The sequence below is a fragment of the Streptomyces sp. G7(2002) genome (assembly GCF_028870195.1).
GTDB lineage: Bacteria > Actinomycetota > Actinomycetes > Streptomycetales > Streptomycetaceae > Streptomyces > Streptomyces nigrescens.
Window position 1 is genome coordinate 3,230,613 of sequence record NZ_CP102609.1, and the last position, 26,929, is coordinate 3,257,541.

Consider the following 26,929-nt stretch of genomic DNA (forward strand, 5'->3'; position numbering starts at 1 on the left):
GATCTTCGTCGTCAGTCATCGCCCTACCGGGCCCCTCCGTAGGGCAAGGTTCCACGCCTACGAGATCCGCCAGAGCTGCGCCTGGTACTGCTCCGGCCGGCTGCTGAGCAGCAGTGCTCTGAGGTCCTGGCGCTGGTTGACGCCGAGGCCACATGCCTCGGTGAGTCGGCGGAACGTGGTGTGGGTGATTCCGCGGGCCCGGGCGTCGGTCTCGAACTCGTCGAGTTGCCGGAGTACGGCTTCCGGGTCGAGCTTCCGGGCGGGCCGGCCGCCGAACGCACCGGCCTTGTTGCGTTCGTCGTCGATTTCGGAGAAGCCGCAGATCTCGCGGCTGTGCTGCTCGACCTGATGCAGGTTCTCCGTGGCGAGGATGGCGCGGGCGAGCTGGTTGCGGTCGAGGGCTTCGTCGAGGTCGGCCTCGTGCACGGTGGGGCCTTCGTCGGTGAGCGGGACCGGCAGGCCGGCATCCCGTACTTCGCACAGACCACGGGCGCCCCGCGCGGTGGCGGCGAGCATGGCCGTCGCCTCGGAGGGGTGCCACTCCAGTACCGAGCTGATGGGCGTGACGTGCTCGGCGGTGAGGGTCAGGGCGACGGGGCCCAGGCGGCCGTGCAGGGCGTCGGCGGGGAGTTCGCCGTCGAGGCCGGGGCCGGCGACCAGGAGCCGTACGGGGAAGTTGAGTTCGCAGCACGCCGCGAGGGTGAGGGCATCGGCGAGAGGGCTGCGGAGGGTGGGTTCGTCACCTTGGGCGAGGATGTCGCCGCCCACATCCAGGAGGTCGACGGAGTCCGGTTCCAAGTACTGGACGAGCTCTTCGAGTTGGCGCACCATGCCCTCGGCGCCGTGGTGCGGGTCGATGAGCGCGAAGGTCTGCCGGAGCTCTGCGGCCAGCCTGGGCAGCGTCGAGCCGGCGGGAGCAATCGGCGCTGCGTCGGCGGGGACGGTCCGGACGCTTCGGGTGAGGGGGCGGAGGCCCGTGAAATTGGCCGGCCCTCGGGGGCCCGGAACGGGATCGATCAAGAGACGGTCCCACGCGTAGGTGAGAACCGTCGCCGGGGTCTCGCCCCCGTAGAGGGCGGCATCCAGCATCGCGGCGGCGACAGCATCGCCGCCGCCCCCTGCTGCCACGATCACGCGCGTCACATCTGTCAGCGTACGGGCTGCCGCACCGGCCCGCCGGGACCGGCGACGCGACGACCTGCGAATGACCGGCCGACCGTCACCGACCCCACCCCTCAGCTGTCCGGCAAATGCTCCGGCGAGATAACCGCGCTCACCTCAGCGCCTTTTCGACCAGCATCTACGCGCCATCCACCAACGAGATAGGGGGATTTGGCCGCCTGCACCGCATCCGGGACATCGGATGCGACTGAAGTCCATGGGGCATACACGGGGCATCCATAAGGCACTAACCTTCGCGCGCGGTCGATGACCAGCGGAAAAGAAAACGCCGCATGATCAACATCCAGCAACACATGACGACCGACCGACACGGCAGACCAAGCCGACAATTCACCCAGACATCGAACCTTCCACATAATGCGAAGCATTCGATTCCGCGAACGCTTCCAGCCTTGCGACGCCTGGGACCTGCCCCTACCCTTACTCCAGTTATAGGTCAGAAAACTGACCAACCGGAGATTTCATCAACGAAGCGCGAGGCTAGCGTGTCCGACGAGGTATTTGTCGACTCCGCCGCACTACGGAAGCTGGCAAAAAGTTTCGAAACGCATGCCTATGACCTGCAGAGCCATTTGAAAAGCTTCTCCCAGAAAACCGGGGAGGAAGCAATCGGCGACGGATTCGGCGTACTCACCGAATCCGAGGAGATCACCTCTTCCTACGTTGACTATTCAAAAGACGTGAGCACGGCGATGGAGAAGGTCCATCGCCATCTGGATGAAATCGGCGCCGCACTCCAGCAGGTCACACGCAACACCGAGACCAACGATGACAACGTCTCGGCGCTCTTCGGCCACAAGGGGGGCAACTGATGAGTGACGACGAGTCGGTGGCCGAAAAGGTCTTCGAGGTCGGCATCGAGGCGATCAACCCCGGCGGCAGGCCCGATGTCCTGAGAGCGGCGGCTGCGGGCTGGCGGTCGCTGGCGAGCGAAGCGGAGGAGATGTTCTCCAAGCTCGACCGGGAGGTGAAGGGAACCGTCGGGGAGACCTGGCGCGGCCCGGCGGCCGAGGCATTCCAGAGCCACTGGAAGCAGCTCAAATCGGCGATCGACGATACGACCGGCGAGTTCGAGGAGTGCGCAAAGGGGCTGGATGAAGCAGCGAAGAGCATCGAAGAGATCAACGATGAGATCCATGGCATCTATGCGGAAATCGGCATTTCGGTAGCCGTGTCCGCCGCGACGTCCCTCTTCAGCTTCGGCCTCTCCACGGCAGCCGGCGCCGCCCGGGTCGCGCAGCTGGCATCGAGGGCCGTTGCGGCCGCCGGTCGTTTGGGCGTACTGCTCCAGCGAGTGGCCTCGGTCTTCCGTACTCTCTACGCGGGCCGAAAAGGGAAGATCGTCCTCGACGCTCTCGCCAACTGGGCCGGAGGCACGGCAGGCGGTGTGGCGACCAGCGTTCTGAGCGGCAAGGGCCCCGAGTGGAGGACGAACGCCCTGGGTGGACTCGGCGGCGCCACCTTGGGAACCGGCGCCGGTAAGGTCGCGGAAAACCTGATGGGAAACCGCGTGGGCAAAACGTTCGTGACCGGCGCCGCGGGGGGCGCCGTGGGCGGCGTTACCGGTGATGCCCTGGATGCAGCCTTCGACAAAGACAAAGAATTCGATCCGGCCTCCTCTGCGATCACTGCCGTAACCGGCGCGGCCGCCGGCGGTGGAGCCGCCGAAGGAGTCAGCTTCCAGCGCGCCTTCGATATCCGGCCGACCCATGCCGGACGCGATCTCGCGCAGGATGTCGCCATGAATTCGGCCGTACCCGTTTTCGGCGGTCCGGCGGGGAACGACGCCAAGGACGGCGTCGAAAACGTCTCCGGGTCCTCCGATGAAGCCCAGGCCGCCGCCAAGAAGCGCACGGACAGCCTGGGAACGTCCGGTACGGACCGGATCGAGGATGTCTTCGGATGACGGTGAACGAACGGGCGGCGCAAGAAGGCCTGCCGGAGGAAGGACCGTCGGTGGAAGGGCGATCGGGAGAAGGACCGTCAGGAGAAAGGGCGTCGGGAGAAGGACCGTCGGGAGAAGGGGCGGTGCGCGCGGGGCGGGCAACCCGCCGGATGGCCGCGGTGATTGCCGTGGTGGGATCCCCGGCGCTCGTGGCCGTACCGGCGATCTGGATGTTCTGCGCCGATGAGCAGGCGCGGCAGTGGAGCATCGTGGCAAGCCTGGCCGTGGTACTCGGCTGTCTGGCCACGGTGGCACTACGGCAGCGCGGCACCGGACACCGGAGCGGCGCGGACACCTTTGCCGAGTTGCGACCCGTGCCCGGCAATACACCGCACGCCTCCGGTCCGCCCGCCCTCCCCGCCCGGCTCCCCGCCCGGTGGCCCGCACAACTGCGGGGCCCCGCTGCTGTGTTCTGCTGCACGACCGCATTCCTGGGGTTCGTAGCACTGGCGGCAGGGGATGCCGAACGGCCGGCTCCGGTCGATGGGATCGCCGCGGCGGGCGGAGTCATCCAGGACGTACGGGTGACGAGCGTACGGAACAGCGAGCGGCACAACCCGAGCCGTGGACATGACTTTTACACCGCCACCTCCGTGGTCGCCCTCCCCGAGGCGAGGACCGGCCGCAGCGTCCCGGCCACGGTGTCCACGAATACGCCGGAACCACTGCGTCCCGGCTCCAAGGTGACGGTCCTGTACGCACCGTCGAAGCCCGGCCTGGGCGCCGTCCAGGGAAAGCCGGGGCCGCTGCGTGCCTCACTGGACGGAGCCCCGCTCACCCCGGGAGCGAGGACGGCCCTGCTCCTCATCTGGCTCCTGGGCGCCGGCTTCTTGGGCGGCCTGCAAATCCTGTACTCCGGTGGGTTCCGAACGCTCACGCGCTGGACGAAACACGACCGGGCGGTACGCGGACGCTGCACAGGAGACGGCATCTCCCAGCTCGCTCCGGCCACGGACACGGGCGCGGGCACGGGCACTGAGCAGTCCGGCCGTAAGAGAACGTCGACAAAGCTCGATCAACTGGTGATCACGACGGACGGCGGGGAGGTGCGCTTCGTCCTGGACGACGCCACCGACGGATACGCCGAGCAGCTGGGCGCGGAACCGCTGTGGCTGTGCTGGCGCGCGCGGCAGAAGGCCGCTCAGCAGCTGACGCCTGCCGTACTGGTCGGCGATTCCGGCTGGGCCCTGCACGGCCAGATGGTTCTCACGGAGGCCGAGCGGCTCGCCGAGAACAACGAAACCGCGATTCCCGGCGGGACCGGCGCTCCGGTCGACGCCCAGCGGGAGGCACGAGCCTGGGACCCACGCGCCGGCTGGCCGCTGCGCGTCGGGCGCGGCGCAATGACCGCCGCAGCCCTCGCCCTTGTCCTGGCAGGGCTGCTGGCCACGAACTCGTTGGGCGCCGGACGTTGGTGGGCAGCGGCCGGTGGCGTGCTGTGCGTGCTCGGCGCGGTCGCGGCAGAGACTCTGTCCACAGCCTGGCGGGCGACAGAACCCAACGCCTCAGACGAAAAGGACCCGCCCTCCTCCGCAACAGCACGGTAGACGGACACACAGCACAAGGAAACAAACACAAGGGGCTGCCGACCGAGCTTCCCGCCCGGTCGGCAGCTTTCCTATGGCCAGGTACTGCGGGGCGTGGCCGCACTGACCCACCAGCATCTGTCCGGACGTAAGCGGCACCTACCCCGCCGGATCTGATCCGCGGAATTGAACGATCAAGCCCCAGGCATCCATATCCACACAGGATGACCTGGGTCTTTGTCGTTCTGCGCTCGGACTGCCCAACAGATCTCCGCATCAGCCTGCACGCGGCCTCAGACTTCCAGGGCAGCCGTTCCACGCTGACGGCCTGCAGTCGTTCCACACTGACGACCTGTCGTGCGCGCCCGTGCTTCCGCGGCGCCCAGCTCCGTCCTGCTATCCACCCGACATCCGCCAGTGAACAGAACAACCGCCGCCCGCAGGACCGGAATTCGGAATCGGTGCCCCGCTTGTTAGCCTGACGGGCGCCTGTCAACAACACCGCGAGCGCACGGCTGGTCACACGCTGGACACCATCCGGGCGTACGCACACACTTCGGCCCGATATGGCCGGTCACTTCGGGGGAGCAACGTGAACCGTCGTCATGTTCGTGCCGCAGCCGTTTGCGGACTGGTGGTCGTCGCCTTGACCGGCGCCGGCGGCTGCGCCCTCCTCCCGAAGCCTCCGATCGCCGCCCCCAAAAGCTTGCCGACTTCCGGGACGGTCACCGAACCCGAGTCGGACATCACCATCACCAGCTGCCACTTCGACGTCGCATTCGGCACCCTGGAGGCCAAGCTGCGCGTGCACAACGGCAACTCCCGGAGCCGCGCGGACTACCACGGCGCGGTGAAGTTCAGGGACGAAACCGGTGGTGACATCGGCACGGTGAGCTTTACCGTGGGCGGCGTAGGCGCCGGTGAGACCCGGCCCGTCCCGGTCACCGACGAGTACGACGGGCTCGAACGCAGCAGGCCGAAGCATGCCGATGCCAAGTGCAAACTCGACCTGCTCCTCAAGAGCAACGACGAGATCAATGGCTGAGGCCACACAGCGGGAGCCTTCGTGATCACGTCGCCCGGTAGAGCTCCTCGCCCGACCTGCGGCCAAGACTGAAATCTCATTCTGAAAACTGTCGTGGCGGCAACCCCACGTACACGCACATCGTGGTCGTGCAGGACACGCAGCGTGAGGCTGTGAATCACATGGACCGGCTTCTGAAGCGGCGGCCCACTGCCGGCTGACCGCTGCCGTTGACGTCAATTCCAGACGTCAAAGACCCCCTACCAAGATCAGTAGGGGGTCTTTTGACTGGTGGGCACAACAGGATTCGAACCTGTGACATCTGCTTTGTAAGAGCAGCGCTCTACCGCTGAGCTATGCGCCCTGGCCGAGCCGACAGACTACCTTGCCTCTGGGGCTGCACTGCAAACCAGTGCTCGAAGTGCGAACTTACCGGCCGATGTGTTCGTTTCCGGTGAGTGGGAGAATGACATTCGGTCCTGGGGCGATCCGATCGGGAGAGGTAAGTGACGGCGACAGACACTCAGCCGCATGAGCAGCGAGAACGCCGTCGCGCCCGTGGGGGCCCGGTCCGGGACGTGGTGGCGCTCATGTTGCTGCCGTTGCCGTTGCTGGTGGCGTTGGCGCCGTTGTCGTTCGCGGGCGGGGGGACCCGGCGCTGGTTCGGGCGGGGGGAAGGTCAGCGGGCCGATGCGCAGGCCGCGAAGGATGCCGCGGCGGCGGCGTTCTACGAGCTGGACACCGCGCACCGGGATCTGCGGATCTCCATAGAGACGATCACCGCCGTCGACACCTCGCCGTCCGCGCGGAAGGCGGCAGAGGAGTACGAGGGCTTCGGCCGGCGGATCGACGAGGTGAGTCAGGGGTACATCACCGCGGTCGACTCCCACGATCTTGACCGTGACGACCTCGACGGCGGCGCGATGGCGCGGGCGCGGGCCGATCTGACGCGTGCCAAGCAGGAGCTGGACCGCGTCAAGGGTGAGCTGGACCGGTTCGCGCAGGGGCTGGGGCCGCTGCTGCAGTCCGCCGAGACGCAGCTGGCGCGGCTGGCCCCGGCCGTGGAGCGGGCGCGGCAGGCGCTGCTGGCCGCGAGCAATGCGCTGGACGCGGTCCGTGCGCAGGGCCTGCAGGCCGATGATCTTGCGGCCCGGCTGGCGGCGCTCGCGCCGGAGCTGACCAAGCTCAACCAGGGCGCCGGGCAGCACGGTGTACCGGAGACGATCCGGCGGGCCGACGACGTGGTGCGCCAGGCCGAGGGCGTACGGACCGAGGCCGAGCGGCTGCCGGGCAAGGCCGCGGAGATCGACAAGCGGCTGGTGTCGCTGCGGACCCGGGCGCAGGCGATCACGACGCGTGCGGGGAACGTCGACCCGGTCCTCAGTGAGCTGCGGCGGCGCTACAGCGCGGCGTGCTGGCAGGACCTGCAGCAGGTGCCGGAGCAGGCCACGCAGTCCGTCCAGCAGGCCGAGGTCAAACTGCGGGAGGCGCAGCAGGCGCGTGACGAGCAGCGCTGGGCGGATGCCACGAGCCGGCTGGCGACCGTACGGGCGCTGCTGGACACCACCGACGAGGCGGTGTCGGCGGCCGGCGACCGGCTGCAGCGGCTCGATGCGGTGTCGTTCGACCGGCAGAAGGAGGTCGAGCGGACCCGCTTCGCCGTACGGGACGCGCAGCGACTGGCGATGACCGGGCGCAGCACCCCCGATCCGCGGCACGCCGGCCCGCTGGACGATGCGGTGGCGCGGCTGGACCGTGCGGTCGCGGGCCTGGAGGGGCGCCATCCGGACTGGTGGCACTTCCTGATGGAGACCGAGGCGGTACGGGAGACGGCGGCCCGGGTGGTACAGGAGATCCGGGAGGCCAGGGGCGGGGCCGGCGGCTGAGGCTCCGGGGCGTCCTCGGGGTGTGATCCTGCCGGGCCGGTGTGCGGCCCGGTCCCGGCCGGAATCCTGCGGGCGGTGCGGGCGGCGCCTTCCTCCCCGGCCGCCGGGCGCGATGGCGTGAAATGCCACCTGGGCTGATCCTGGAGAGAAGTACGGCCCAGTCGGCACCTGCGCGAAGGAGGCCGGACATGGCTACTGGGGCTACTGGCCAGACCCTGCACGGGCCCGCGAACCCCCTCCACCGGGCGAAGAGGCACCGCACACGGCTCGATGAGCATCTGCCCGTGGACCATCGGCTCAGCAAGGTCTACCGCATCGGCGCCGGGCTGATGGGCCTGGTACTGATCGCCTTCGGCATCCTCGGACTGACCCACCACATCGGCTACTTCGACACCGGCGGCGACACCGTGGCCGGGCTGAACACCAATGGCTCCCTGAGCGTGCTCTCGATCGTCGTCGGAGCGATCCTCTTCGTCGGCATGGTGATCGGCGGGAACTTCGCCTCGACCCTCAACATCGTGCTCGGCGCCCTCTTCCTCCTGAGCGGATTCGTGAACCTGGCGCTGCTGGACACCGGCGCGAACTTCCTCGCCTTCCAGATTCAGAACGTCCTGTTCAGCTTCGTGGTCGGGCTGATGCTGCTGGTCTTCGGGATGTACGGGCGGGTCAGCGGTGGCCTCCCCCATGACAATCCGTACTGGCGCGCCCGGCACCCGGAGGAGGCGGAGCAGTTCGACCGCGGACAGCTGCGTCCCGTCTCCGGCATGACGGCCGCACGGCAGGCGGCGCGGATCAAGATGCAGGGCGCCCCGCATGCCGGGCGCGGTTCGTTCGGCGCCGGCACCAGCGGGAGCAGAAGGCGCACCACCGCCCTCGACAGCGGCACCCGCACCGGTGGCGACCGCAAGAAGCCCTGAGCCGGGGCGAGGAGACGTCAGGGCGTACCGAGGTGGGATTGGGGTGCTCGGTACGCCCTGATGGCTGGGTGGGGTGGGGTGGCGTGGGGCGAGCGGGTCGGTGGTTTCCGTGATCTCCGCCAGGGTCGGAGTTGCCGACGGGGCTGGTGGTGGCGGGGACAGCTGAGGGGCGGGAGGGGAAGGCGTGGGGGTCAGCGCGGCACGGGGAGCAGGGAGCAGCACGATGAGCCGTTCGGGGCATGCCGCCTCCTCAGGGCACGGGGCGCACCATGGGGCGGTCGAAGCGCTCGCCAAGCGGATCTTCAAAGGCACCTACGGTGAGGGCGACAGCCTCGTGATGCCGGAGGTGCTGGCGGAGCTGGACGTGAGCCAGACCGTGCTGCGGGAGTCGATCAAGGTGCTGACCACCAAGGGCCTCCTCGGGACCGACAAGAAGCGTGGCACGTTCGTCCGCCCCCGGGAGGACTGGAACCTCCTGGACACGGACGTACTGCGGTGGAAACTGGCTGCCGGTGTCTCGTCCGACTTCTTCGCCGATGTGCTCGAACTGCGGCGTTCCATCGAGCCCGCGGCGGCCGGGCTCGCCGCGGAGCGCCGTACCGACGAGGATCTGGCGGCCCTGGATGCCGCGTTGAGTGCGATGGCGGCTGCCGGCAACGACCCGGTGCTGCTCGTACGCGCCGACGCGTCCTTCCACACGGCGATGCTGATCGCGTCGAACAATCGCTTCTACGCGCAGATGCACCGGGTGATCGTGCCGGTGCTCGTCCAGCGCGACCGGGAGGTGCTCGCCGCGGACGGTGCGTTCGAGCAGCCCCATGCCCTGCATGCCGCGGTCGTCGAGGCCGTACGGAACCGGGACGTCGACGGGGCCTATATGGCGATGCTCGAACTGCTTGATGTGTCCGCGCGGGAGCATCCGTAGTAGGTGCGAAGAGCATCCGTAGCAGCGGGAGTATCCCGGGCGTATCCGTAGTAGGGGACGGATGCAGCGCGGCGCAGTGGGCGGGGGCGGAGGGCGCTGCGTGCCAGGAGCGGCGTCGGTTAACGCGGTGACGTGGGTGGGCAGGACCTCGCGCACAGGCCTGGCGCGCGGAGGGCCGGGGCCGATGGGCGGCACGGGCCGACCGGAGCGCGTTGGCCGTACGCCCGCATTCCGCACGCCGAAAGGACGGACCGGTCCATGAAGATCAGCCGCATCGAGACCTTCCTCGCCCCGCCGCGCTGGATGTTCGTACGGGTGGAGACCGATGAGGGCGTCGTCGGCTGGGGCGAGCCGGTGGTCGAGGGGCGGGCCGAGCCGGTCCGGGCGGCCGTGGAGGTGCTGTCCGAGTACCTCCTGGGGCAGGATCCGGCGCGCATCGAGGACCACTGGCAGGTCATGACCAAGGGCGGCTTCTACCGCGGCGGGCCCGTCCTGTCCTCCGCCGTCGCCGGTCTGGACCAGGCGCTGTGGGACATCAAAGGGAAGCGGCACGGGGTCCCCGTCCACCAGCTGCTCGGCGGGCCGGTCCGCGAGAAGATCCGCGCCTACGCATGGGTGGGCGGCGATGAACCACACGCCATCCGCGACGCGGTCACCGCGCAGACCGAGGCGGGCTTCACCGCCGTCAAGATGAACGGCTGCGGCAGGATGACGCCGGTGGCGACCCGCGCCGAAGTACGGGAATGTCTGCTGCGCGCCGAGACCGCGCGCGAAGTCCTCGGTGACGAACGGGACTTCGGCCTCGACTTCCACGGCCGCGTCTCGCCCGCCAACGCCCGCAGGCTCCTCCCCCTGCTCGCCGACTACGCACCGATGTTCGTCGAGGAACCCGTCCTCTGCGAATTCCTGCATGCCCTCCCCGACCTCGTGAACGCCTCTCCCATCCCCCTCGCACTCGGTGAACGTCTCTTCACCCGGCGAGAGTTCCTGGCTCCGCTGCAAGCCGGCGTGGCGATCCTCCAGCCCGACATCTCGCATGCGGGCGGCATCTCCGAGCTGCGCCGGATCGCCGCGCTCGCGGAGGCGTACGGGGCGCAGCTCGCCCCGCACTGTCCCCTCGGCCCGGTCGCCCTGGCCGCCAGCCTCCAAGTCGCCTTCACCACCCCGAACTTCCTCATCCAGGAACAGTCCATCGGGATCCACTACAACCAGGGAGCCGAGCTGCTGGACTATGTCGTGGATCCCGAGCCGTTCCGCTTCCACGGCGGCTCCCTGCTGCGGACCGAGCGCCCCGGTCTCGGCGTGGAGGTGGACGAGGCCGCCGTGCGGGCGGCGGATCAGCGGGGGCACGCCTGGCGGAACCCCGTGTGGCGCCATGAGGACGGCGCGTTCGCCGAGTGGTGAAGGGGCGGGCACGCGGAGGCCGCCGACCGCTCCGGCTCCGTCCGGCGACGATGCGCAGGCCACATCCGAGCCGCCCAACCTCATCGCCACACCCGAGCCGCCATACCCCATGGCCACACCCGTCCCACGCTCCACACCCCACACGCCCCTTACACCCGGCCCGGAATAATCAGTGCTGTCACCCGTGCGCCCGAACGGCCCGGTCGCGCTCTACGCACGCGGCGGGGAGCAGGAGAAAGCAGGAACGCCATGGACTTCAGCACAGCGCTCCGGACCGAGCGGCTGGTCGCCATCATCCGGGGCAGGGATGCGGAGGCGTCTTTCCGTACGGTCATGGCGCTTGCGGAGGCAGGCCTTCCGCTGATCGAGGTCTCACTCAGCGGACACGACGCCCTCACCGTCATCCGACGGGCGCGTGCCGAGCTCGGCGATGCGGCCTGGCTCGGCGCCGGCACCGTCCTGACCGCATCCGACGCCCGGCGCGCCGCCGAGGCCGGGGCCAATCTCATCGTCACGCCCGGTCTGGGGGCCGGTCTGGAGGAATCCGTACGGCAAGGGCTCTCGACGCTCGCCGGGGTGCTGACGCCGTCCGAGGTGATCGCGGCCGATGCGCTGGGCGTCTCGGCCCTGAAGCTGTTTCCGGCGTCCGTCGGCGGGCCCGGGTATCTGCAGGCGCTCCGCGCGCCCTTCCCCGAGCTGCCGTTCGTGCCGGTCGGCGGGGTGGACGCGGCCGCCGCGCCGGCGTACTTCGCCGCCGGAGCGGTGGCGGTGGGCGTCGGCTCGCCGCTGGTCGGGGACGCGGCGGACGGCGGCGACCTGGACGGGCTGCGCAAGCGCGCGGCGGAGTTCAAGGCGGCGTGCGCACGATGACGGGGCAGCCTGCTGCCGCGGGCAGCGAGGACCAGCGCGGCGCTCCCCGCGCCGGGGCGACACCCGGCCGCCCGCTGCTTCCCGGGCAACCGGGGCGCCCGGACGTCTTCACGTTTGGCGAGACCATGGTCGCCCTACGGGGCAGCGGCCCGCTGAAGCTCGGCGGCACGATGAACGTCTCCATCGCCGGCGCGGAAAGCAATGTCGCGATCGGGCTGGCCCGGCTCGGGCACGACGTCCGCTGGGCGGGCGCGGTCGGCGAGGACGAGGCCGGACAACTGGTGCTGCGTACGCTGCGCGCCGAGGGCGTCGGAGTGTCCGGCGCCTCGACCGATCCCGGCGCTCCGACCGGGCTGCTCCTCTTCGAGCCGCGGCTGCCCGAGGTCACCCGGGTGCACTACTACCGTGCGGGATCGGCCGGCTCCCGGATCGGCGCTGACGTGATCCAGCGCGCCTTCTCCGCCGCCCCGCCCCGCGTCCTGCATCTGACGGGCATCACTCCGTCCCTCAGCCCCACGGCCCGCGCGGCGGCCGGGCTCGTCCTCCAACTGTCCCGGGAATCCGGCTCGTTGGTGTGCCTCGATGTCAACTTCCGCGCTCGCCTGTGGACCGCCGAAGCGGCTGCCGAAGTCCTTCGCGAGTGGATTCCCTTCGTGGATGTGCTGATCGCCTCCGATGACGAGCTGCCGCTGTGCCTGCCTGGAAGCGGGGGCGGGGGCGGGGAGGGCTCGCCGGGTGGGGGCGAGGGGAGCCAGGGGGCCAAGGGGACCACCGGGGCCAACGAGGGCCTGAGGGCCGAGGGGGCCGGCGCGGGCATGGGTGCCGAGTGGGCCGACGGGGGCCTGGGTGCCGACGGGGGCCTGGCTCGTTGGGCATCGGAGCCGGAGGAGGCCACCGTGGCCGGGGGCGCGGGGGCGTGCGGTGGTGCCATTCCCCTCCCCCCTCAGGAGGTCACGGGCGACCCCGCGGCCACCGTGGCGGCGCAGGCCCGCCTCCTGCTGGACCAGGGGGTCGGCGAGGTCGTGGTCAAACTCGGTGCGGAGGGGGCGACGGCCTTCACCCACGGCGGCTCCCTCCACCAGCCCGCCAAACCGGTACGGGCCGTGGACGCCGTGGGCGCCGGTGACGCCTTCGTGGCGGGCTATCTGTCGGCGCTGCTGGACGGCGAAGGGCCGGCCGGACGCCTGGAGCGGGCCGTCACCACCGGAGCGTTCGCGGTCGCGTCGCCCGGCGACTGGGAGGGCGCGCCGACCCGCGCGGAGCTGGGCATGCTGGGCGCGCCGCCCGGCACCGTCGTGCGCTGAGCGGCGCCACGGCTAACCTGTGCCCATGCCTCGTTACGAATACCGGTGCCGCCCCTGTGGCTCCACCTTCGAGCTGAACCGGCCGATGGCCGAGTCCTCCGCCCCGGCCGTCTGCCCCGAGGGCCACGAGGACACCGTGAAGCTCCTCTCCACGGTCGCCGTCGGTGGCTCCGCGACCGCCCCCGCCCGTGCCCCGAGCGGTGGGGGCGGCGGTTGCTGCGGAGGCGGCTGCTGCGGATAGGGCAGTATTGGGCGGCACCATGTCCTGGGGGCCAATGCCTGGGGGCGGAGGCCTGGGCCGCTACCTCTTGCGCGCCAGCGTCACCCCGTCCGCCACGGTGAGAATCACCGCCTCCATACGGGGGTCCGCCAGCACATGGTCGTTGAAGGCCCTGATCGCCAGGGCGGACCCGGTGGCCGCCGGGTCGGCGACCTCCCCGTGGTACAGGACGTTGTCAGCGACAATCAGACCTCCCGGCCGCAGCCGGGGCACCAGCTCCTCCCAGTAGGCGATATAGCCGCCCTTGTCGGCGTCGAGATACGCGAGGTCGATATGCGGCTCGGCCGGCATCGCCCGCAGCGTTTCCAGCGCGGGCGCGATCCGCAGATCGATACGGTCGGCGACACCGGCCTTCGCCCAGGCCTCCCGGCCGTAGGCCGTCCACTCCTCGGAGACATCGCACGCGATCAGCGTGCCGTCCGCGGGCATCGCCTGCGCCATGGACAGCGCCGAGAAACCGGTGAACGTCCCTACCTCGACGACCTGCCGAGCCCCGGTCAGCCGCACCAGGAACGCAAGCAGCGGCCCTTGCTCCTCCGCCGACTGCATCCCCGCGGCCTCGGGGAACTGTTGGTGTGTGAGCTCCACGATGTCCCGCTGCGCGGCGTTCAAGGGCGGGTTGTGGGCGAGGACGTACTCGTACATCTCCGCTGTGATCGGCGTGCTCTTGGACTCAGCCACTGGCTCTCCTCTTGATCAAGGATCGCGGTCTCGGCCGGTCACCGGACGGTGCAGCCAACCGCCTCGGCGAGACTAGTCGAGCTCGTCGCCAACCGGTCGTTGATTTCCCCCTCCCTCGACGAGCCGTCACTCAGACGTTGCCCATGGACTGCTCAGCGGCGAGGGGCGCCCCATGGGCCCCCCGGCGCCGGTTGGACCTCCGTATCCCCCGTCCCTCACATCTCGCCTCACCGGTCGGACATCCCCGGTCTCATGTCCCCAAGTACCGCAACACCGCCAGGACCCGGCGTGAATATCCGGAAGTGCCGATCAGATCGAGCTTGTCGAAGATCGCGTTGATGTGCTTCTCCACGGCGCTCTGCGAGATGTGCAGCCGGACGGCGATTGCCGCATTGGTGTGGCCCTGCGCCATCTCCCGGAGCACCTCCTGCTCGCGTGCGGTCAGCGTGCCCAGCGGATCCGAGCGGCGGCTGCGCATCAGCAGCTGCCGTACGACTTCGGGGTCGAAGGCGGCCTGTCCGCTGCTCACCCGCTCCAGCGCGTCCAGGAACTCGTCCACCTGGACCACCCGGTCCTTGAGCAGATAGCCCACCCCCTCGCTGTCATCGGTCAGCAGCTCCGTCGCATAGCGGCGCTCGACATACTGCGAGAGCACCAGCACGCCGATATCGGGCCAGCGCTCCCGTATCTGCACGGCGGCACGCAGCCCCTCATCGGTGTGCGTGGGTGGCATACGGACGTCCACAACCACCGCGTCCGGCTTCTCGTCCTGCTCCGCCGCCTGCTCCAGCACGGCGATCAGCTGATCGGCGTCGCCGACCGCGGCCGCCACCTCGTGCCCCTCCTCGGCGAGGAGGCGCACCAGGCCCTCCCGCAACAGGGTCGAATCGTCGGCCAGCACTACGCGCACGGCAACTCCGCGGTGATGATGGTCGGTCCGCCGGCCGGGCTGTCCACCCGGAACCGGCCGTCGAGGGCGGCGACCCGGCGGGCCAGCCCGAACAGGCCGCTGCCGGAGGAATCCGCGCCGCCCGGTCCGTCGTCCTCGATACACACGAGCACGGCGTCCTCGCCAGGGGCGACGCGGACCGCTATCCGTCCGGCGCCGGAATGCTTGACGGCGTTGGTGACGGCTTCGGAGACCACGAAGTAGGCGACCGTTGCCACGGCGGTGTCGGGTTCGGTGGCAAGTTCGTAGTCGAGGCATACGGGGATGGCCGAGCGTTCGGCGACCGTTTCCAAGGCGGCGCGCAGCCCTGCTTCATCCAGCACCGTCGGATAGACCCGCCAGGCCACCTCACGCAGCTCGGTCAGGGCCCGGCCGCTCTCTTCGTGGGCCTGGCGCAGGAGTTGTTCCGCGCGCTGCGCGTCCTGGCTGCGCAGCGCGCGGCCGAGCAGCATTCCCAGGGCCACCAGCCGCTGCTGCACACCGTCGTGCAGATCGCGTTCGATACGGCGTCGCTCATCGTTGACCGCGGCGATGACGCCGGCGCGGCTGGCGGCCAGCTGCTCGATGCGGCGCTCCAGCTCCTCGTGGTGGCTGGGGCCGAGGTAATACTGCGCGAGCCTGGCCTCCAGCCCTGCGACTCCGAAGGTGCCCTGCAGGCTGAGGAAGAGGAGGAAGAGGCCGCCGATGCTCGACAGCGCGAGGGTGCCGGGATGGCGGACGTCGGTGAGCAGCAGGATGAAGATCCAGGAGATGCCGTACGCCACTCCGATCAGCGCCGCGCCCAGGACGAGAGCGCCCAGCAGGCCCAACCCCCAGCGCAGGGACAGATATTGCAGGGCTCGGTGGTCCGCGTACGCGTCCGAGGTGTCGGCCGCGACATAGACGCGGAGGCGGCGTCGATGGGTCTCGGTCAGGACCCGTGCGGCGGCGGTCACGGGCTTGAGGACCGCGCGGCGGCCGCGCGGCCAGGCGAAGACGCACAGCAGGGAGAGGCCGGAGAGCAGGACGAAAGGGAGCTCGGCCGCCGCGATCACGGCACCGAGCACCAGACCTGTCGCCAGGCGCAATCCGCGCCGCGCAATTCCCAACATGATCAAAACGCTAGCCGCACCGTGCGTCCGCGCACACTGCGGAAAACCGCAGTCTTTCGTGCGGTATACCGCAATGTGCCGCAAGGCGAGAATTCATAGCGTTGAAAACATGATCGAGAGCATCGGAAGCACCGCACCCGGCTGGATCACCGACCTCATGGACGCGCTCGGCGCGCCCGGCGCGGGTGTGGCCATCACCGCAGAGAATCTCTTCCCGCCGCTGCCGAGCGAGGTGATCCTGCCGCTGGCGGGCTTCGCCGCCGCCCGCGGCAGCATGCATCTCGCGTCCGCGCTCGCGTGGACGACCCTCGGCTCGGTAACCGGCGCCCTGGCGCTGTACGGCGCGGGCGCGTTGCTCGGGCGCGAGCGTACGGTCGCGATCGCGTCGAAGCTGCCGCTGGTCAAGGTGTCGGACATCGAGAAGACAGAGCGCTGGTTCCGGCGGCACGGCACGAAGGCGGTGTTCTTCGGCCGGATGATTCCCCTCTTCCGCAGCTTCATCTCGATACCCGCCGGAATCGAGCGCATGCGGGTGCCGGTCTTTCTCGCCCTGACCACCCTCGGCAGCTTCATCTGGAACGCGATCTTTGTCCTCGCCGGCTATCTGCTCGGCGACAACTGGGAGGAGGTGACGGGGTATGTGGACGTCTATTCGAAGGTGGTCCTGGTGGCAACTGCGCTGGCGGTGGCGGTCTTTGTCGTTGTCCGTGTCAGCAGGAGCGGCCCGGGGGCACGGCGCCGCGGATGAAGGCCCGCACGATCTCTTCGCCCGCGGCGACACCCCGCTCATCGAGCGCGATGACGTGGGGGGCCTGCCAGCCGGAGTCCGCCAGCTCCCCGTGTCCGGGCCGCCACCCGCGGTCCGCGGCCAGCAGCAGATCGGCGTCGAGGAGGGAATCGCCGGCCGCGAGGATCTCGGACGCCCCGGTGCGGCGCGCCACCTCCGCCACGGCTGCGCTCTTGGTCAGCGGCTTCGGCACGGCATAGATCTTGCGGCCCTGCAGGGAGACGGTCCAGCCGCGTTCGTCCGCCCAGCCGGCGAGGTCCTTCACCCAGGTGTCCGGCAGCAGCGGCCGCTCCACGACGAGATAGGCGAAGAGGTCTTCTGCGGCACGCTCCTTGAGCAGCCAGGCCGGGTCGGCGGTGCGGACGAGATGTGCGCGGATCTCGTCCAGGGGCGCGCAGTGCGCGGCGAGCCGCTCGGTGACGGTGCGCTGCCAGTCCGGGTCCGACTCGCCGAGTACGAGCAGATGGCCGCCATTGGCGCAGATGGCGAACTCCGGTGCCGGCCCCGGGAGATGGATGCGGCCGTACTGCTCCCGGGTGCGGGTGGTGGTCGGCACAAAGGTGGTCTTGCCCGCCAGTTCGGCGAGCAGCCCGGCGGCCGTCTCCGTCATAAAGGACAGCGGCTTGCGCTCATAGGTCTCCACGCACAGGAGCCTGGGGGCTTCCGCGTCGGGCATGGCGAGGCCCAGCGCGGCGGCCGAATAGATCAGGGTGCGGTCGAGGTCGCTGGCGATGATGGCGCTCATCAGGAGGCCACCGCCTTGCCGTCAGCACCCGTGGCCCCGCGAGTGAAGCGGGGGTGGATCAAACCGACACAGGTATAGGGCAGTTCGTCGACCTCTTCGACGGGCACGCCTCGTTGTTCCGCCAGGAGGCGCACATGATCGAGATCGGTCCCGGCACCCCGTCGGGCCAGGATCTTCCAGGGGACCCGGCGCAGCAGTACGCGTGTGGTCTCACCGACACCGGGCTTCACGAGGTTCACGTCGTGGATGCCGTATTCCTCGCTGATCCGCTCGACGGCCGCCCAGCCTTCCCAGGTGGGTGCCCGGTCGGCGGCGACCAGTTCCTTCACCTCTTCGGCGACGTCCAGGGCGACCTCGTCGAAGCGCGCGCTGACCGCGTCCAGGAAGGCTCGCGATACATCGGTCGGGGCCAGATCGCGGTAGAACTTCGCGCCGTGGAAGTCGTCCGGGCCCACGAGGTCGTCTCGCAGGACGGTGCGCGATATGAGGCCGGAGACGGTGGAGTTGAGGCAGGCGGACGGGACGAGGAAGTCGTCGCGGGTGCCGTAGGTCTCGACGCAGCCGCCCGGGTCGGCGAGCACGGCGATCCGCGGGTCGAAGCCCGGGAAGTCCTCCAACGCCTGGGCGAGTTCGCGAGTGATGGCACCCTTGCCGGTCCAGCCGTCCACGAAGACGACATCCGCCGGATCGTGATGAGCGGCCAGCCACCGGAGCGCCGTGGTGTCGATCCCCCGGCCGCGGACGATCGAGACCGCGTAGTGCGGCAGTTCCAGGCCGTGCGCATGCCGCGCCCAGCGACGCATCAGCACCCCGACGGGTGTGCCCGCCCGCGCCAGCGACACCAGCACGGGACGTGGACTGCGTTCGGCGAGCACGGTCTCGGTGACGGTCCCGACAGCCCGCGCGATCCGGCTCGCGGAGGTCCGCAGCGCGCTGTGAAACAGCGCCTGGTACTCCTCGGTCGGCTGGTATTCGACGGGCAGCGACTCCGCGTAGTGAGCGCCGCCGCGCTGAATCGCCTCCTCGCGTTCCTCGGTCGGCGCTTCCAGGGTGATGTCGGAGAGGTCCTGCAGCAGCCAGCCGACCTCGTCGGCGGTGTAGGAGGAGAAGGCGGGGCCGCGCAGCGGCTCGGGGAGGGGCATGGGTCCGGCCTGTGGTCGCGGGGCGTACGAGGGGATGACGGCGAGCAGCAGTCGGTCGGTGTGCTCGGCGAGCCGGTTCAGCAGACCGTCGGCGGCATGCAGTGCGGGGAGGTCACCGTGCGAGTCCACGACGGCCACGATGGCGTCGAAGCGGCGTTCCGGGTCGGTGCCGGCCGCGACGTTGTAGGCGTAGCGCTCCCCCGGTCCGTCGGCGGGATCGTCGTGGGCGGGGAAGGACAGCCGGGTCCGTATCGCGTAACCGGGGTCATCGACGGCGAGCACCGGCGACCGGGTCGTGGTGGAGAAGAAGACGCCCGCGCCGCTGGTCGACGCGGACGGCTGACCGTCCCGCGGTGCGAGGGCACCGTCCGCCGCCCCGATACCGTCACGGGCCGGCGTCGCCTCGGCACTGTCCCCTTCCCCAGTGACAAGGGCGTCCAGAGCCTCGGCTATCCGCAGCGGCGCGTACATCAACTCCTCGTTGCCGAGGACGAGGACGCGGCGGGCACCGTCCAGCCGCTGTGCTATCCGGGCCGCCATACCCGGCAGCCCGGCCTCCAGTCGGGCGCGGTGCGCCGGTGTGAAGCCGTGCCGCCCACCGTCCGGCAGGCCGGCGGGCCAGCCGAGGTCGACCCGTACGACGTCCGCACCGCGGCCGTCGGGCACCGCCGGAGCGCCTGCCGCATTCTGCTCGTCGCCCGCAGGCTCCGACGCGCTCTCCGGGGCAGCCGCCGGCCCCTGTGCCGTAACGGCCTCGTGTGCGGCGACGAGTTCCTGGCCGCGTGCCAGGACATCCTCGGGCAGGCGTACACCGCCCGCGGCCAGTGCGACGAGGTCGACGCGGGCGCCCAGTTCCGCCGCGAACTTCTCCAGATGGCCGCGGTCCGCGTCGGAGCGCATGTCGACCAGGGCGACGACCACGTACCGCTCGCGCGGGAAGCGCGCATGCAGCGCCTTGATGGTGTTCAAGACGGTCCTGCCGGTGGAGAACTCGTCATCGACGAGCACCAACGGCCCGTCCCCCGAAAGGAGTTCGCGATTCTCGGGGAGCAGCAGATGGGAGGTGGCATGACTGTGCTCCTCCTCGAACCCACCCACCTGCGCCACACCGGTCACCGGGCGGCGGGTGGAGTGCAGATACGGCGCGAGGGCCAGGCCGTCGGCCACCGAATGTCCCAGGCCGGTGGCGGTCTCGGCGTAGCCCAGGACGACGGAGCGGGCGGCGGCCTCGTCGCCCAGCAGCTTCCGCACTCGGCGCCCCAGCCCGAAGCCGGCGCCATGGACCACGCCCGGTCGCTGTGGCACATGCTTCCCGAGCACGTTCGACACGAGCAGATGGGCCCGCTTGGGGTTGCGCCGCAGCGCGAGCCCGAGCAGTTCCGGCAGCTCGTCCCCGCCGCTCAGCGAGACCCCGAGCCGACCGGCGACCCATTCTCCTGTCCAGACCACGCGTTCCGTCTCCTCCGTCGAATCGTTCATATCGATCACTGCATGTCAGCTCTGCGGCACGCTCGCCGTCAGCAGCTCCACGAAACCGATGCCCTCCCGGGCGACCCCGAACGCCTCGGCGCGCAGCAGGGTCCGCTCGGCCCAGGCGCGATGCGGCTTCACCTCGTTCATCTTGTTCGTGTACGAGGAGCGCAGCACCCCACCGTCGCCCCGTTCGGGCCGCAGGATGTCGACCGCGTCGCTGAACTCCTCATGACTGACGACCGAGAGGGCGTGCACCGGTGCGACATGCGAGGGGTGGATGCAGGTCTTGCCCTGCAGGCCGTTCGCGCGGTCGAGTTCGATCTCGCGCAGCAGGCCGTCCATATCGTGCTCGATCAGTGCCGTCCGCAGTTCCTCGGCGCGTCCGAGGAACGGGCTGCGCCGCAGCTGCGGCTTGAACATCCGCTCATGCAGCCGGAAGTACTCCCACACCGGGCCGGTGACCGTGAAGCCCGTGCCGTCCGCCCGTCCGAAGACATTCACCACATCGGAGATCACGGAGGCGACGATCTGGACGTCGTATGCCGTCATGTCGGGCGGTCTGCGCAGACCGTAGGCGGAGCAGAAGTCCGTGACGCCGAGCCGCAGGGCAAGCACCCGGTCCCGGTATTTGTCGACGGTCCTGGCGATGCCCTGGAGAGTCTCGGCGCGGCTCTCCAGATGCAGCAGCTCGGGAGACTCCAGAACCGGCATGGCAAAGAGCCGGCGGGAGCAGACGGACTCGGCCGTGCTCAGCGCTTCGAGGAACGGGACCCCGCGGTCCTCGGTGAATTTCGGAAGTACAAATCCAGACAGTCTGTGGACGGCGGTTCCCATGCGGCGCACCAGGTCCGGAATTTGGCCGGGGGTGCGGACGCGGACGAAGAGCAGCGGGAGGCCGGTGCCGGCGGCGGCCGCCTCGTCGAGAAGAGCGAGCTGCCGCACGAGGTTCTCCTCGCCGGCCTCGACATCCGCGTCCCCTATGGAGTCCTCGAGGCACAGCACCATGGACATCACGCCCCGCCCCGCCTGTTTGAGGACGTCAGCGGCGAGGCGCGGGCGGGTGGCGGGGCTGTAGAGCGTGGCCCCCAAGGCGACCGCGAGCGTGCGGGCGGGAGAATCGGCGGTGAACTCCACCGGCTCCTGGTGGAACAGCGTCTTCCGGACGTCGGGCGCAAGGTACCCAAAATGCCGCATATAACTCCCCGTCTACCTGCGGGACCCGGGCACCCCCGCTGCGTCTCGCTGTCTGGATCCAGCCGGTAATCGTACGTGCGCGGGGGTGTGGTTAGTTCCCGCGTGCATGAAAATCACGTAACCCCCACGAGGCGCCCAGGTGTCCGCATTCGCAGAGTCTGCACCGCTCCGGGGCCCCCGCGTTGTCCCTGCGACCTCAGGGAAGGCAGGATTACGGCATGACGCACGCGATGCTGAAAGGGTCGAACGTACCCCTCGATGCCACGGCTGTCCGGGCCGTCCTGCGCTGGACGCCCGGCGCCGGTGTCCCCGATGTCGATGCCTCGGCCCTGTTGGTGGGAGCCGAGGGATGCGTGCGCTCCGACGAGGACTTCGTCTTCTACAACCAACCACGCCACCCCAGCGGCTTGGTGCGGCACTTGCCCAAGACCCGGCTCGCCGACAAGCTGACCGACACCATCGAGGCGGATCTGGCGACGCTGGATCCGGCGGTGGACCGGGTCGTGCTGGCCGCGTCGTCGGACGGCGGCGCCTTCGCGGGCGTCACGGATCTGCAGGTCCTGCTGTACGACGCGGCGGCGGGCGACGGCGAGCCGATCGCGGTCTTCGACGTGGTGCCCGAGACGGGCGACGAGACGGCCCTGATCTGCGGGGAGCTGTACCGGCGCGCCGAGACCTGGAAGTTCCGTGCGCTGGGGCAGGGGTACGAGACCGGACTGGTGGGTCTGGCGACCGAGTTCGGGATCTCGGTGGACGAGACCGAAGCCGCCGCCGGACGCTCCGCTCCGCCGGCCCCGGAAGCACCGGTGTCGGCATTGCCCGGCTCGGAGCCCACGACGGCCACCGAGCCGTCCCCGGAAGCCGAACCCGGCCCCTCCACCCCCGGCCCGACCGACAGCCAGTCCACCGGCCCGGCGAGCGGCCCCTCCGCCTCCCCCGCGACCCCGCCGCCCAGCACCTGGCCGGAAGAGGCCTCGGGCCCGCCCTCCGCGGCGAACCCCCAGACCTACCCGGCGGCGGACCCGGATGCCGTCACCCAGCATGTGGCGGATGCACTGCCGGAGCCGGCCTCGTCCGCACCGCTGCCCTCGGCCGCCGCGACATCTGCGGCACCCCCGCCCACGAGCGGCGGCTACGGCTACCCGCAGCATGTTCCGCCACCGCCGACGCAGCCCCCGGCCCAGCCCTCCTACGGCTACCCGGGGCCGCCGCCGCAGTACCAGCCCCCGCAGCAGCCACCGTCCGCGTACGGCGCTCCGCAGCCGCAGCCGCACCCCTCGACGTACGGCTACCCGATGCAGCAGCCCTTCGTGCCGGACCCGTCCTTCGTTCTGCCGCCCCAGGGACCGCAGTTCCAGCGCCGTTAGCGGCAATCCAGCGGATCCCTCCCACCGCCACCGCCCACCCCGACGACGCACACCCCGTGCGGCGCGCCGCACAGGCCGCGCGCCGCACGGGGCGGCTCACACCTTGGTCTTGTAGCCCCGCCCCCACTGGAGCCCCCAGCCGTACAGCCGGTCCAGCTCCGCCTGGAAGCCGTAGACGTACTTCACCTCGCGGCGCACCGTCAGCTCGCCCTTGACGTTCTCCAGCATGAAGACGGCGCAGGAACGAGCCTGTGACGCCCGCTCGTCCAGCTTGACCTCCACCCGCGGTCCGCTGCTCGGATAGAGCGTCACGACCGCATGCGTGCGGTCGAAGGCGGGCGTGCCGTCGTAGATGTAGACGAAGATCAGCATGCGCTTGATCTCATCGCGATGGTCCAGGTTGATGTAGAGCGTCTCGCCGGAACCCGAACCAAAACGGTCATCGCCGCTGAGCTTGACGAAGGGCGGCCCGTTCAGGTCACCGAGAAAGTTGCCCAGCGGCTGCACCACGCCCCTGGTGCCGTCCTTGAGTTCGTACAGACAGGCCAGGTCCAGGTCGACATTGACCACGGCCGGCCCCTGCGCCTGAACGACCTCGGGCTTGAACAGTTTGCCCGGATGCCGCAGCAGACCGCCCTTGCCCTGCCCACCCCGTTCATGAAGGTCGGACGTCCGCATCTGCCAGTGCAGATTGACCCGCAGATGCCCGGTGGCGGCCCCCTGCTTGGTCAGCGAGACGACCGGATTCCGCTTCGTCAGCTCGACGACATACGACGCACCACCGCTGTCGAATTCAAACTTCCGCGCGCCACCGCGCCACAGGTTCCCCAGGAACGACACCTTGCCCACCCCATCGCTCGGCCCCAACTGCTACGGGGCGGCCCGAGGTCTGCACCTCAGAGCCGCCCCGCAGAGAGCGTTCCTCAATCAGCGCCGCGTCACACTCCGGACGCGACTTCCGACTTCTCGCCCGAGGTGCCCCCGGGCTTGCCCTCCCGCCGGTTCCGGATCACGGACGAGGTGAACGAGAGGGCGATCAGCACAACGCCGATCAGGCCGGTGATGACCTCGTTGACCTCGTACTTGATCGTGACGAGCAGGATGACGGCCAGCGCGCCGATCGCGTAGTGGGCGCCATGCTCCAGGTAGACGTAGTCGTCCAGGGTCCCCTTGCGGACCAGGAAGACCGTCAGAGAACGGATGTACATCGCGCCGATGCCCAGACCCAGCGCCATCATGAAGATGTCGTTGGTGATGGCGAAGGCACTGATGACGCCGTCGAAGGAGAAGGACGCGTCGATGACCTCGAGGTAGAGGAACATGAAGAACGCGGCCTTGCCGGCCAGACCGACGGCCGAGCCGTTGCCCTTCGTGGCGGGAGCCGCCGCGACCTCGCCGGCCTCCCCGCCCTCGTCCTCGACCTCGTCCTCCAGCTTGGCTTCGAAGAAGCCGGAGATGCCGCTGACGACGAGGTACGTGATGAGGCCCGCGACGCCGGACAGCAGCACCGTGGCGCTCTTGTCACCGCCGCCGTGCGCGACGCTGGTGGCCACCGTCATCGCGCTCACCAGCAGGGCGACCAGCGCGATGATGATGGACAGCGTGTCCAGCTTGCCGATCTTGGCCATCGGCTTTTCGATCCAGGACAGCCACTTGTAATCGCGGTCCTCGAATATGAAGTCGAGGAAGATCATCAGCAGGAAGATGCCGCCGAAGGCCGCGATGGCCGGATGAGCGCTGGTGACCAGTTCCTCGTATTGCGCCTTGTCACTGATGGCGAGGTTGACCGCCTCGATCGGCCCCAGCTTCGCGGTGACCGCGACAATGACGACCGGGAACACCATTCGCATGCCGAACACAGCGATGAGGATGCCGAGCGTAAGGAAGATCTTCTGCCAGAAGGCGTTCATCTTGCGCAGGATGCCCGCGTTGATGACGGCATTGTCGAACGAGAGCGAGATCTCCAGGATGGACAGGATCCCGACAATCGCCAGCCCCTGCCACCCCCAGAGCACGCCCGCCAAGGCGAGGCCGAGCACCGTGATGGCGAACGACCAGCCAAAGGTTTTCAGGAGCACTGCCTACCCAATCCCTCGCTGTGTGGGTCCTCCGCGCGCAGCGCGCGGCGCTTTACGAAACGTTGACCCCGAAGTCTAGGGCGATGCCCCGGAGACCCGACGCGTACCCCTGCCCCACCGCCCGGAACTTCCATTCACCCTTGTAGCGATACACCTCGCCGAAGATCATTGCGGTTTCGCCGGAGGCGTCCTCACTGAGGTCGTAACGGGCGAGTTCGCTGCCGTCGGCCTGATTGACGATGCGGATAAAAGCATTGCTGACCTGACCGAAGCTCTGGCCACGCAGATCGGCCTCATGGATCGAGACCGGAAAGACGATCTTGTCGACCTGCTCGGGCACCTGCGAAAGATCCACCAGGAGCGACTCGTCGTCGCCCTCTCCTTCGCCGGTGAGGTTGTCCCCGGTGTGCTCGACCGAGCCCTCCGGGCTCTTGAGGTTGTTGTAGAAGACGAAGTACTCGTCCCCCAGCACCCGGCCCGCCTGGCACAGCAGCGCGCTGGCGTCCAGGTCGAACGGCGCTCCGGTCGTGGACCGCGCGTCCCAGCCGAGGCCGACCATGATCTGCGTGAGATTCGGAGCGGCCTTGGACAGGGAGACATTGCCCCCCTTGGCAAGCGTGACGCTCATCGTTCGCTTCCTCCCCGGTGTCGGTGCGGGCCCGCCCGGCGCGCGGCCCATCACCCTCGTTCAAGCGCGTCCGGCGCCGCACTCCCCGGACAGGGACGTACGGCGCCGGACGCGGTCGTTCTCGGCCCGGGCAGCCGCTTCGGCGGCGCTGCCCGGCCGGACGTCGACGATCGGACCTCGGATCCGGCCGGTCAGACGTTGACGCCGAAGTCCTGCGCGATGCCGCGCAGGCCCGAGGCGTAGCCCTGGCCGATGGCCCGGAACTTCCACTCCGCGCCATTGCGGTACAGCTCGCCGAAGACCATGGCGGTCTCGGTCGAGGCGTCCTCACTCAGGTCGTAGCGCGCCAGCTCGACGTTGTCGGCCTGGTTGACCACGCGGATGAAGGCGTTACGGACCTGGCCGAAGCTCTGCTGACGGGTCTCGGCGTCGTAGATCGAGACCGGGAAGACGATCTTGGCGACATCGGCCGGCACGGCGGCCAGATTCACCTTGACCTGTTCGTCGTCGCCCTCGCCCTCACCTGTGATGTTGTCACCGGTGTGCTCGACCGAACCGTCCGGGCTCTTCAGGTTGTTGAAGAACACGAAGTTCTGGTCGTTGGCCACCTTGCCCTGATCGTTCGCCAGCAGGGCGCTGGCGTCCAGGTCGAAGTCCGTACCGGTGGTGGTACGCGCGTCCCAGCCCAGACCGACGATGACGGCGGTCAGGTTGGGGGCTTCCTTCGTCAGCGAGACGTTGCCGCCCTTGCTGAGGCTGACTCCCACGAGTCCTCCCATAGATTCGAGGGGTACCTGCGCCCCCATCGTGCATGGCATCGGATCAACGAATTGATCCTAGTGACCGGTTCCCACCGATTGCAGATATCGCACCTGGATCATGCGGATGTCGGCCGGTGGGCGCCGCCGCGCCCGGGAGAGTGCGCCGGCTCAGAGGGTGCCGAGCGCCTTGACGTAGTCGTTCAGGTCGCGGGCGTCGGGCAGGCCGTTGACGACCGTCCAGCGCACCACGCCCTCCTTGTCGATGATGAACGTGCCGCGCACCGCGCAGCCCTTCTCCTCGTCGAAGACGCCGTACGCCCGCGAGGCCTCGCCGTGCGGCCAGAAGTCCGACAGCAGCGGGTACTCCAGGCCCTCCTGCTCGGCGAAGACGCGCAGCGAGAACGGGGAGTCGTTGGAGACGGCCAGCAGCTGGACGTCGTCGTTGACGAACTGCGGCAGCTCGTCACGGAGCGCGCAGAGCTCACCGGTGCACACACCGGTGAAGGCGAAGGGGTAGAAGAGGAGGACGACGGCCTTCTCGCCGCGGAAGTCGGAGAGCTTGACCAGCTCGCCGTGCTGGTTCTTCAGCTCGAAATCCGGAGCCTTCGTGCCGACCTCGATCGCCATGGGGTGCTTCCCTTCCGCTCACTCTCAACAGGACGCGACCAACCCTACGCGCCGGGGTGCACATGCGGGGAACCCGTCCTGAACAGGGCCGAGCCCCCTCCGGAACAGGCGGAGGGGGCTCGGTGGCGAACGTCGAGACGGTG

The 26,929-nt window shown here is 69.4% G+C and carries 25 protein-coding genes, 1 tRNA gene and 1 pseudogene; 13 read left to right on the plus strand and 14 right to left on the minus strand.

Going from position 1 to position 26,929, the window contains the following annotated elements:
* Positions 1-57: 57 nt before the first annotated feature.
* Together NUT86_RS13305 and NUT86_RS13310 are read right to left on the minus strand one after the other, a co-directional pair.
* Complete coding sequence (locus tag NUT86_RS13305) at positions 58-1,089, minus strand: DUF1152 domain-containing protein (protein WP_274740472.1); 1,032 nt, start codon at positions 1,087-1,089, stop codon at positions 58-60.
* A 146-nt stretch (positions 1,090-1,235) separates the two neighbouring features.
* Positions 1,236-1,538, minus strand: coding sequence for a hypothetical protein (locus NUT86_RS13310; protein ID WP_274735347.1), 303 nt, complete (start codon positions 1,536-1,538; stop codon positions 1,236-1,238).
* A 129-nt stretch (positions 1,539-1,667) separates the two neighbouring features.
* Here NUT86_RS13310 and NUT86_RS13315 point away from each other — a divergent pair, with 129 nt between their 5' ends.
* The 4 genes from NUT86_RS13315 to NUT86_RS13330 all read left to right on the plus strand — a co-directional run bounded on the left by NUT86_RS13315 (position 1,668) and on the right by NUT86_RS13330 (position 5,698).
* On the plus strand, positions 1,668-1,994 hold the full coding sequence (locus tag NUT86_RS13315; protein WP_018088014.1) for a WXG100 family type VII secretion target: 327 nt from the start codon (positions 1,668-1,670) through the stop codon (positions 1,992-1,994).
* The gene (locus NUT86_RS13320; protein ID WP_274735350.1) at positions 1,994-3,088 is read left to right on the plus strand and encodes a WXG100 family type VII secretion target; all 1,095 of its coding nucleotides are present in this window, start codon (positions 1,994-1,996) and stop codon (positions 3,086-3,088) included. The genes NUT86_RS13315 and NUT86_RS13320 overlap by 1 nt, the downstream gene beginning before the upstream one ends.
* 167 nt (positions 3,089-3,255) lie before the next feature.
* Positions 3,256-4,674 (plus strand): DUF3592 domain-containing protein, encoded by a 1,419-nt coding sequence (locus NUT86_RS13325; protein WP_274735352.1) that lies wholly within the window; start codon positions 3,256-3,258, stop codon positions 4,672-4,674.
* A gap of 571 nt (positions 4,675-5,245) precedes the next feature.
* Positions 5,246-5,698, plus strand: coding sequence for a hypothetical protein (locus NUT86_RS13330; protein WP_266446691.1), 453 nt, complete (start codon positions 5,246-5,248; stop codon positions 5,696-5,698).
* A 268-nt stretch (positions 5,699-5,966) separates the two neighbouring features.
* Here the strand turns inward: NUT86_RS13330 and NUT86_RS13335 are convergent.
* A tRNA-Val gene (locus tag NUT86_RS13335) sits at positions 5,967-6,041 on the minus strand.
* Positions 6,042-6,183: 142 nt separating this feature from the next.
* Between NUT86_RS13335 and NUT86_RS13340 the strand changes: the two genes are divergently transcribed.
* The 7 genes from NUT86_RS13340 to NUT86_RS13370 all read left to right on the plus strand — a co-directional run bounded on the left by NUT86_RS13340 (position 6,184) and on the right by NUT86_RS13370 (position 13,224).
* Positions 6,184-7,563, plus strand: coding sequence for a hypothetical protein (locus tag NUT86_RS13340; protein WP_093644364.1), 1,380 nt, complete (start codon positions 6,184-6,186; stop codon positions 7,561-7,563).
* A 188-nt stretch (positions 7,564-7,751) separates the two neighbouring features.
* A complete protein-coding gene (locus tag NUT86_RS13345) occupies positions 7,752-8,480 on the plus strand; it encodes a DUF4383 domain-containing protein (protein WP_078518509.1) in 729 nt (242 codons plus the stop codon).
* A 223-nt stretch (positions 8,481-8,703) separates the two neighbouring features.
* On the plus strand, positions 8,704-9,405 hold the full coding sequence (locus NUT86_RS13350) for a FadR/GntR family transcriptional regulator (RefSeq protein WP_018088022.1): 702 nt from the start codon (positions 8,704-8,706) through the stop codon (positions 9,403-9,405).
* A gap of 258 nt (positions 9,406-9,663) precedes the next feature.
* Complete coding sequence (gene dgoD, locus NUT86_RS13355; RefSeq protein WP_274735356.1) at positions 9,664-10,809, plus strand: galactonate dehydratase; 1,146 nt, start codon at positions 9,664-9,666, stop codon at positions 10,807-10,809.
* A gap of 249 nt (positions 10,810-11,058) precedes the next feature.
* Entirely contained in the window at positions 11,059-11,679 is a 621-nt protein-coding gene (locus NUT86_RS13360) for a bifunctional 4-hydroxy-2-oxoglutarate aldolase/2-dehydro-3-deoxy-phosphogluconate aldolase (protein ID WP_018088024.1), read from the plus strand.
* Positions 11,667-12,983, plus strand: a complete 1,317-nt coding sequence (locus NUT86_RS13365) for a sugar kinase (protein ID WP_274735359.1) — start codon at positions 11,667-11,669, stop codon at positions 12,981-12,983. Before NUT86_RS13360 ends, NUT86_RS13365 begins: the two co-directional genes overlap by 13 nt.
* A gap of 25 nt (positions 12,984-13,008) precedes the next feature.
* Positions 13,009-13,224, plus strand: a complete 216-nt coding sequence (locus NUT86_RS13370; RefSeq protein WP_026169346.1) for an FmdB family zinc ribbon protein — start codon at positions 13,009-13,011, stop codon at positions 13,222-13,224.
* A 60-nt stretch (positions 13,225-13,284) separates the two neighbouring features.
* On the opposite strand, the gene NUT86_RS13375 is transcribed toward NUT86_RS13370, so the two are convergent.
* The 3 genes from NUT86_RS13375 to NUT86_RS13385 all read right to left on the minus strand — a co-directional run bounded on the left by NUT86_RS13375 (position 13,285) and on the right by NUT86_RS13385 (position 15,984).
* Positions 13,285-13,908, minus strand: a complete 624-nt coding sequence (locus tag NUT86_RS13375; RefSeq protein WP_174857791.1) for an O-methyltransferase — start codon at positions 13,906-13,908, stop codon at positions 13,285-13,287.
* Between the two features lie 286 nt (positions 13,909-14,194).
* Entirely contained in the window at positions 14,195-14,854 is a 660-nt protein-coding gene (locus NUT86_RS13380; RefSeq protein WP_026169347.1) for a response regulator, read from the minus strand.
* The gene (locus tag NUT86_RS13385) at positions 14,845-15,984 is read right to left on the minus strand and encodes a sensor histidine kinase (protein WP_174876398.1); all 1,140 of its coding nucleotides are present in this window, start codon (positions 15,982-15,984) and stop codon (positions 14,845-14,847) included. The genes NUT86_RS13380 and NUT86_RS13385 overlap by 10 nt, the downstream gene beginning before the upstream one ends.
* Before the next feature lie 109 nt (positions 15,985-16,093).
* On the opposite strand from NUT86_RS13385, the pseudogene NUT86_RS13390 reads away from it, so the two are divergent.
* A pseudogene (locus tag NUT86_RS13390) lies at positions 16,094-16,729 on the plus strand (DedA family protein); the annotation flags it as partial.
* On the opposite strand, the gene NUT86_RS13395 reads toward NUT86_RS13390, so the two are convergent.
* From NUT86_RS13395 to NUT86_RS13405, 3 genes are read right to left on the minus strand one after another with little or no spacing between them, the layout of a single operon-like run.
* Positions 16,695-17,516 (minus strand): HAD family hydrolase, encoded by an 822-nt coding sequence (locus NUT86_RS13395; RefSeq protein ID WP_274735366.1) that lies wholly within the window; start codon positions 17,514-17,516, stop codon positions 16,695-16,697. The pseudogene NUT86_RS13390 and the gene NUT86_RS13395 overlap by 35 nt on opposite strands.
* Complete coding sequence (locus tag NUT86_RS13400) at positions 17,516-20,137, minus strand: phosphoribosyltransferase (protein WP_274735368.1); 2,622 nt, start codon at positions 20,135-20,137, stop codon at positions 17,516-17,518. Before NUT86_RS13400 ends, NUT86_RS13395 begins: the two co-directional genes overlap by 1 nt.
* A gap of 15 nt (positions 20,138-20,152) precedes the next feature.
* The gene (locus NUT86_RS13405) at positions 20,153-21,325 is read right to left on the minus strand and encodes an HpcH/HpaI aldolase/citrate lyase family protein (protein ID WP_026169349.1); all 1,173 of its coding nucleotides are present in this window, start codon (positions 21,323-21,325) and stop codon (positions 20,153-20,155) included.
* A gap of 218 nt (positions 21,326-21,543) precedes the next feature.
* Between NUT86_RS13405 and NUT86_RS13410 the strand changes: the two genes are divergently transcribed.
* Positions 21,544-22,692 (plus strand): TerD family protein, encoded by a 1,149-nt coding sequence (locus NUT86_RS13410; protein WP_159488375.1) that lies wholly within the window; start codon positions 21,544-21,546, stop codon positions 22,690-22,692.
* A 96-nt stretch (positions 22,693-22,788) separates the two neighbouring features.
* On the opposite strand, the gene NUT86_RS13415 is transcribed toward NUT86_RS13410, so the two are convergent.
* From NUT86_RS13415 to NUT86_RS13435, 5 genes are all read right to left on the minus strand, one after another.
* Complete coding sequence (locus tag NUT86_RS13415; protein ID WP_026169350.1) at positions 22,789-23,532, minus strand: TerD family protein; 744 nt, start codon at positions 23,530-23,532, stop codon at positions 22,789-22,791.
* Positions 23,533-23,630: 98 nt separating this feature from the next.
* Positions 23,631-24,770: a DUF475 domain-containing protein gene (locus NUT86_RS13420; RefSeq protein ID WP_274735371.1), complete on the minus strand. Its 1,140-nt coding sequence runs from the start codon at positions 24,768-24,770 to the stop codon at positions 23,631-23,633.
* Between the two features lie 52 nt (positions 24,771-24,822).
* Positions 24,823-25,398 carry a TerD family protein gene (locus NUT86_RS13425; RefSeq protein ID WP_018088037.1) on the minus strand — a complete coding sequence of 192 codons (576 nt, stop codon included), beginning with the start codon at positions 25,396-25,398 and terminating at the stop codon, positions 24,823-24,825.
* Between the two features lie 191 nt (positions 25,399-25,589).
* Positions 25,590-26,165 (minus strand): TerD family protein, encoded by a 576-nt coding sequence (locus NUT86_RS13430; protein ID WP_018088038.1) that lies wholly within the window; start codon positions 26,163-26,165, stop codon positions 25,590-25,592.
* 162 nt (positions 26,166-26,327) lie between these two features.
* Positions 26,328-26,786: a peroxiredoxin gene (locus tag NUT86_RS13435; RefSeq protein ID WP_018088039.1), complete on the minus strand. Its 459-nt coding sequence runs from the start codon at positions 26,784-26,786 to the stop codon at positions 26,328-26,330.
* Between the last annotated feature and the right edge of the window lie 143 nt (positions 26,787-26,929).

Excerpts from the sequence above, each read along its gene's own strand:
- NUT86_RS13305 (WP_274740472.1), bottom strand. The coding sequence starts at position 1,089 with ATGCTGGATGCCGCCCTCTACGGGGGCGAGACCCCGGCGACGGTTCTC.
- NUT86_RS13310 (WP_274735347.1), bottom strand. The coding sequence starts at position 1,538 with ATGTGGAAGGTTCGATGTCTGGGTGAATTGTCGGCTTGGTCTGCCGTG.
- NUT86_RS13320 (WP_274735350.1), top strand. The coding sequence starts at position 1,994 with ATGAGTGACGACGAGTCGGTGGCCGAAAAGGTCTTCGAGGTCGGCATC.
- NUT86_RS13345 (WP_078518509.1), top strand. The coding sequence starts at position 7,752 with ATGGCTACTGGGGCTACTGGCCAGACCCTGCACGGGCCCGCGAACCCC.
- NUT86_RS13350 (WP_018088022.1), top strand. The coding sequence starts at position 8,704 with ATGAGCCGTTCGGGGCATGCCGCCTCCTCAGGGCACGGGGCGCACCAT.
- dgoD (WP_274735356.1), top strand. The coding sequence starts at position 9,664 with ATGAAGATCAGCCGCATCGAGACCTTCCTCGCCCCGCCGCGCTGGATG.
- NUT86_RS13360 (WP_018088024.1), top strand. The coding sequence starts at position 11,059 with ATGGACTTCAGCACAGCGCTCCGGACCGAGCGGCTGGTCGCCATCATC.
- NUT86_RS13370 (WP_026169346.1), top strand. The coding sequence starts at position 13,009 with ATGCCTCGTTACGAATACCGGTGCCGCCCCTGTGGCTCCACCTTCGAG.
- NUT86_RS13375 (WP_174857791.1), bottom strand. The coding sequence starts at position 13,908 with ATGTACGAGTACGTCCTCGCCCACAACCCGCCCTTGAACGCCGCGCAG.
- NUT86_RS13385 (WP_174876398.1), bottom strand. The coding sequence starts at position 15,984 with ATGTTGGGAATTGCGCGGCGCGGATTGCGCCTGGCGACAGGTCTGGTG.
- NUT86_RS13395 (WP_274735366.1), bottom strand. The coding sequence starts at position 17,516 with ATGAGCGCCATCATCGCCAGCGACCTCGACCGCACCCTGATCTATTCG.
- NUT86_RS13400 (WP_274735368.1), bottom strand. The coding sequence starts at position 20,137 with ATGAACGATTCGACGGAGGAGACGGAACGCGTGGTCTGGACAGGAGAA.
- NUT86_RS13405 (WP_026169349.1), bottom strand. The coding sequence starts at position 21,325 with ATGCGGCATTTTGGGTACCTTGCGCCCGACGTCCGGAAGACGCTGTTC.
- NUT86_RS13410 (WP_159488375.1), top strand. The coding sequence starts at position 21,544 with ATGACGCACGCGATGCTGAAAGGGTCGAACGTACCCCTCGATGCCACG.
- NUT86_RS13425 (WP_018088037.1), bottom strand. The coding sequence starts at position 25,398 with ATGAGCGTCACGCTTGCCAAGGGGGGCAATGTCTCCCTGTCCAAGGCC.
- NUT86_RS13435 (WP_018088039.1), bottom strand. The coding sequence starts at position 26,786 with ATGGCGATCGAGGTCGGCACGAAGGCTCCGGATTTCGAGCTGAAGAAC.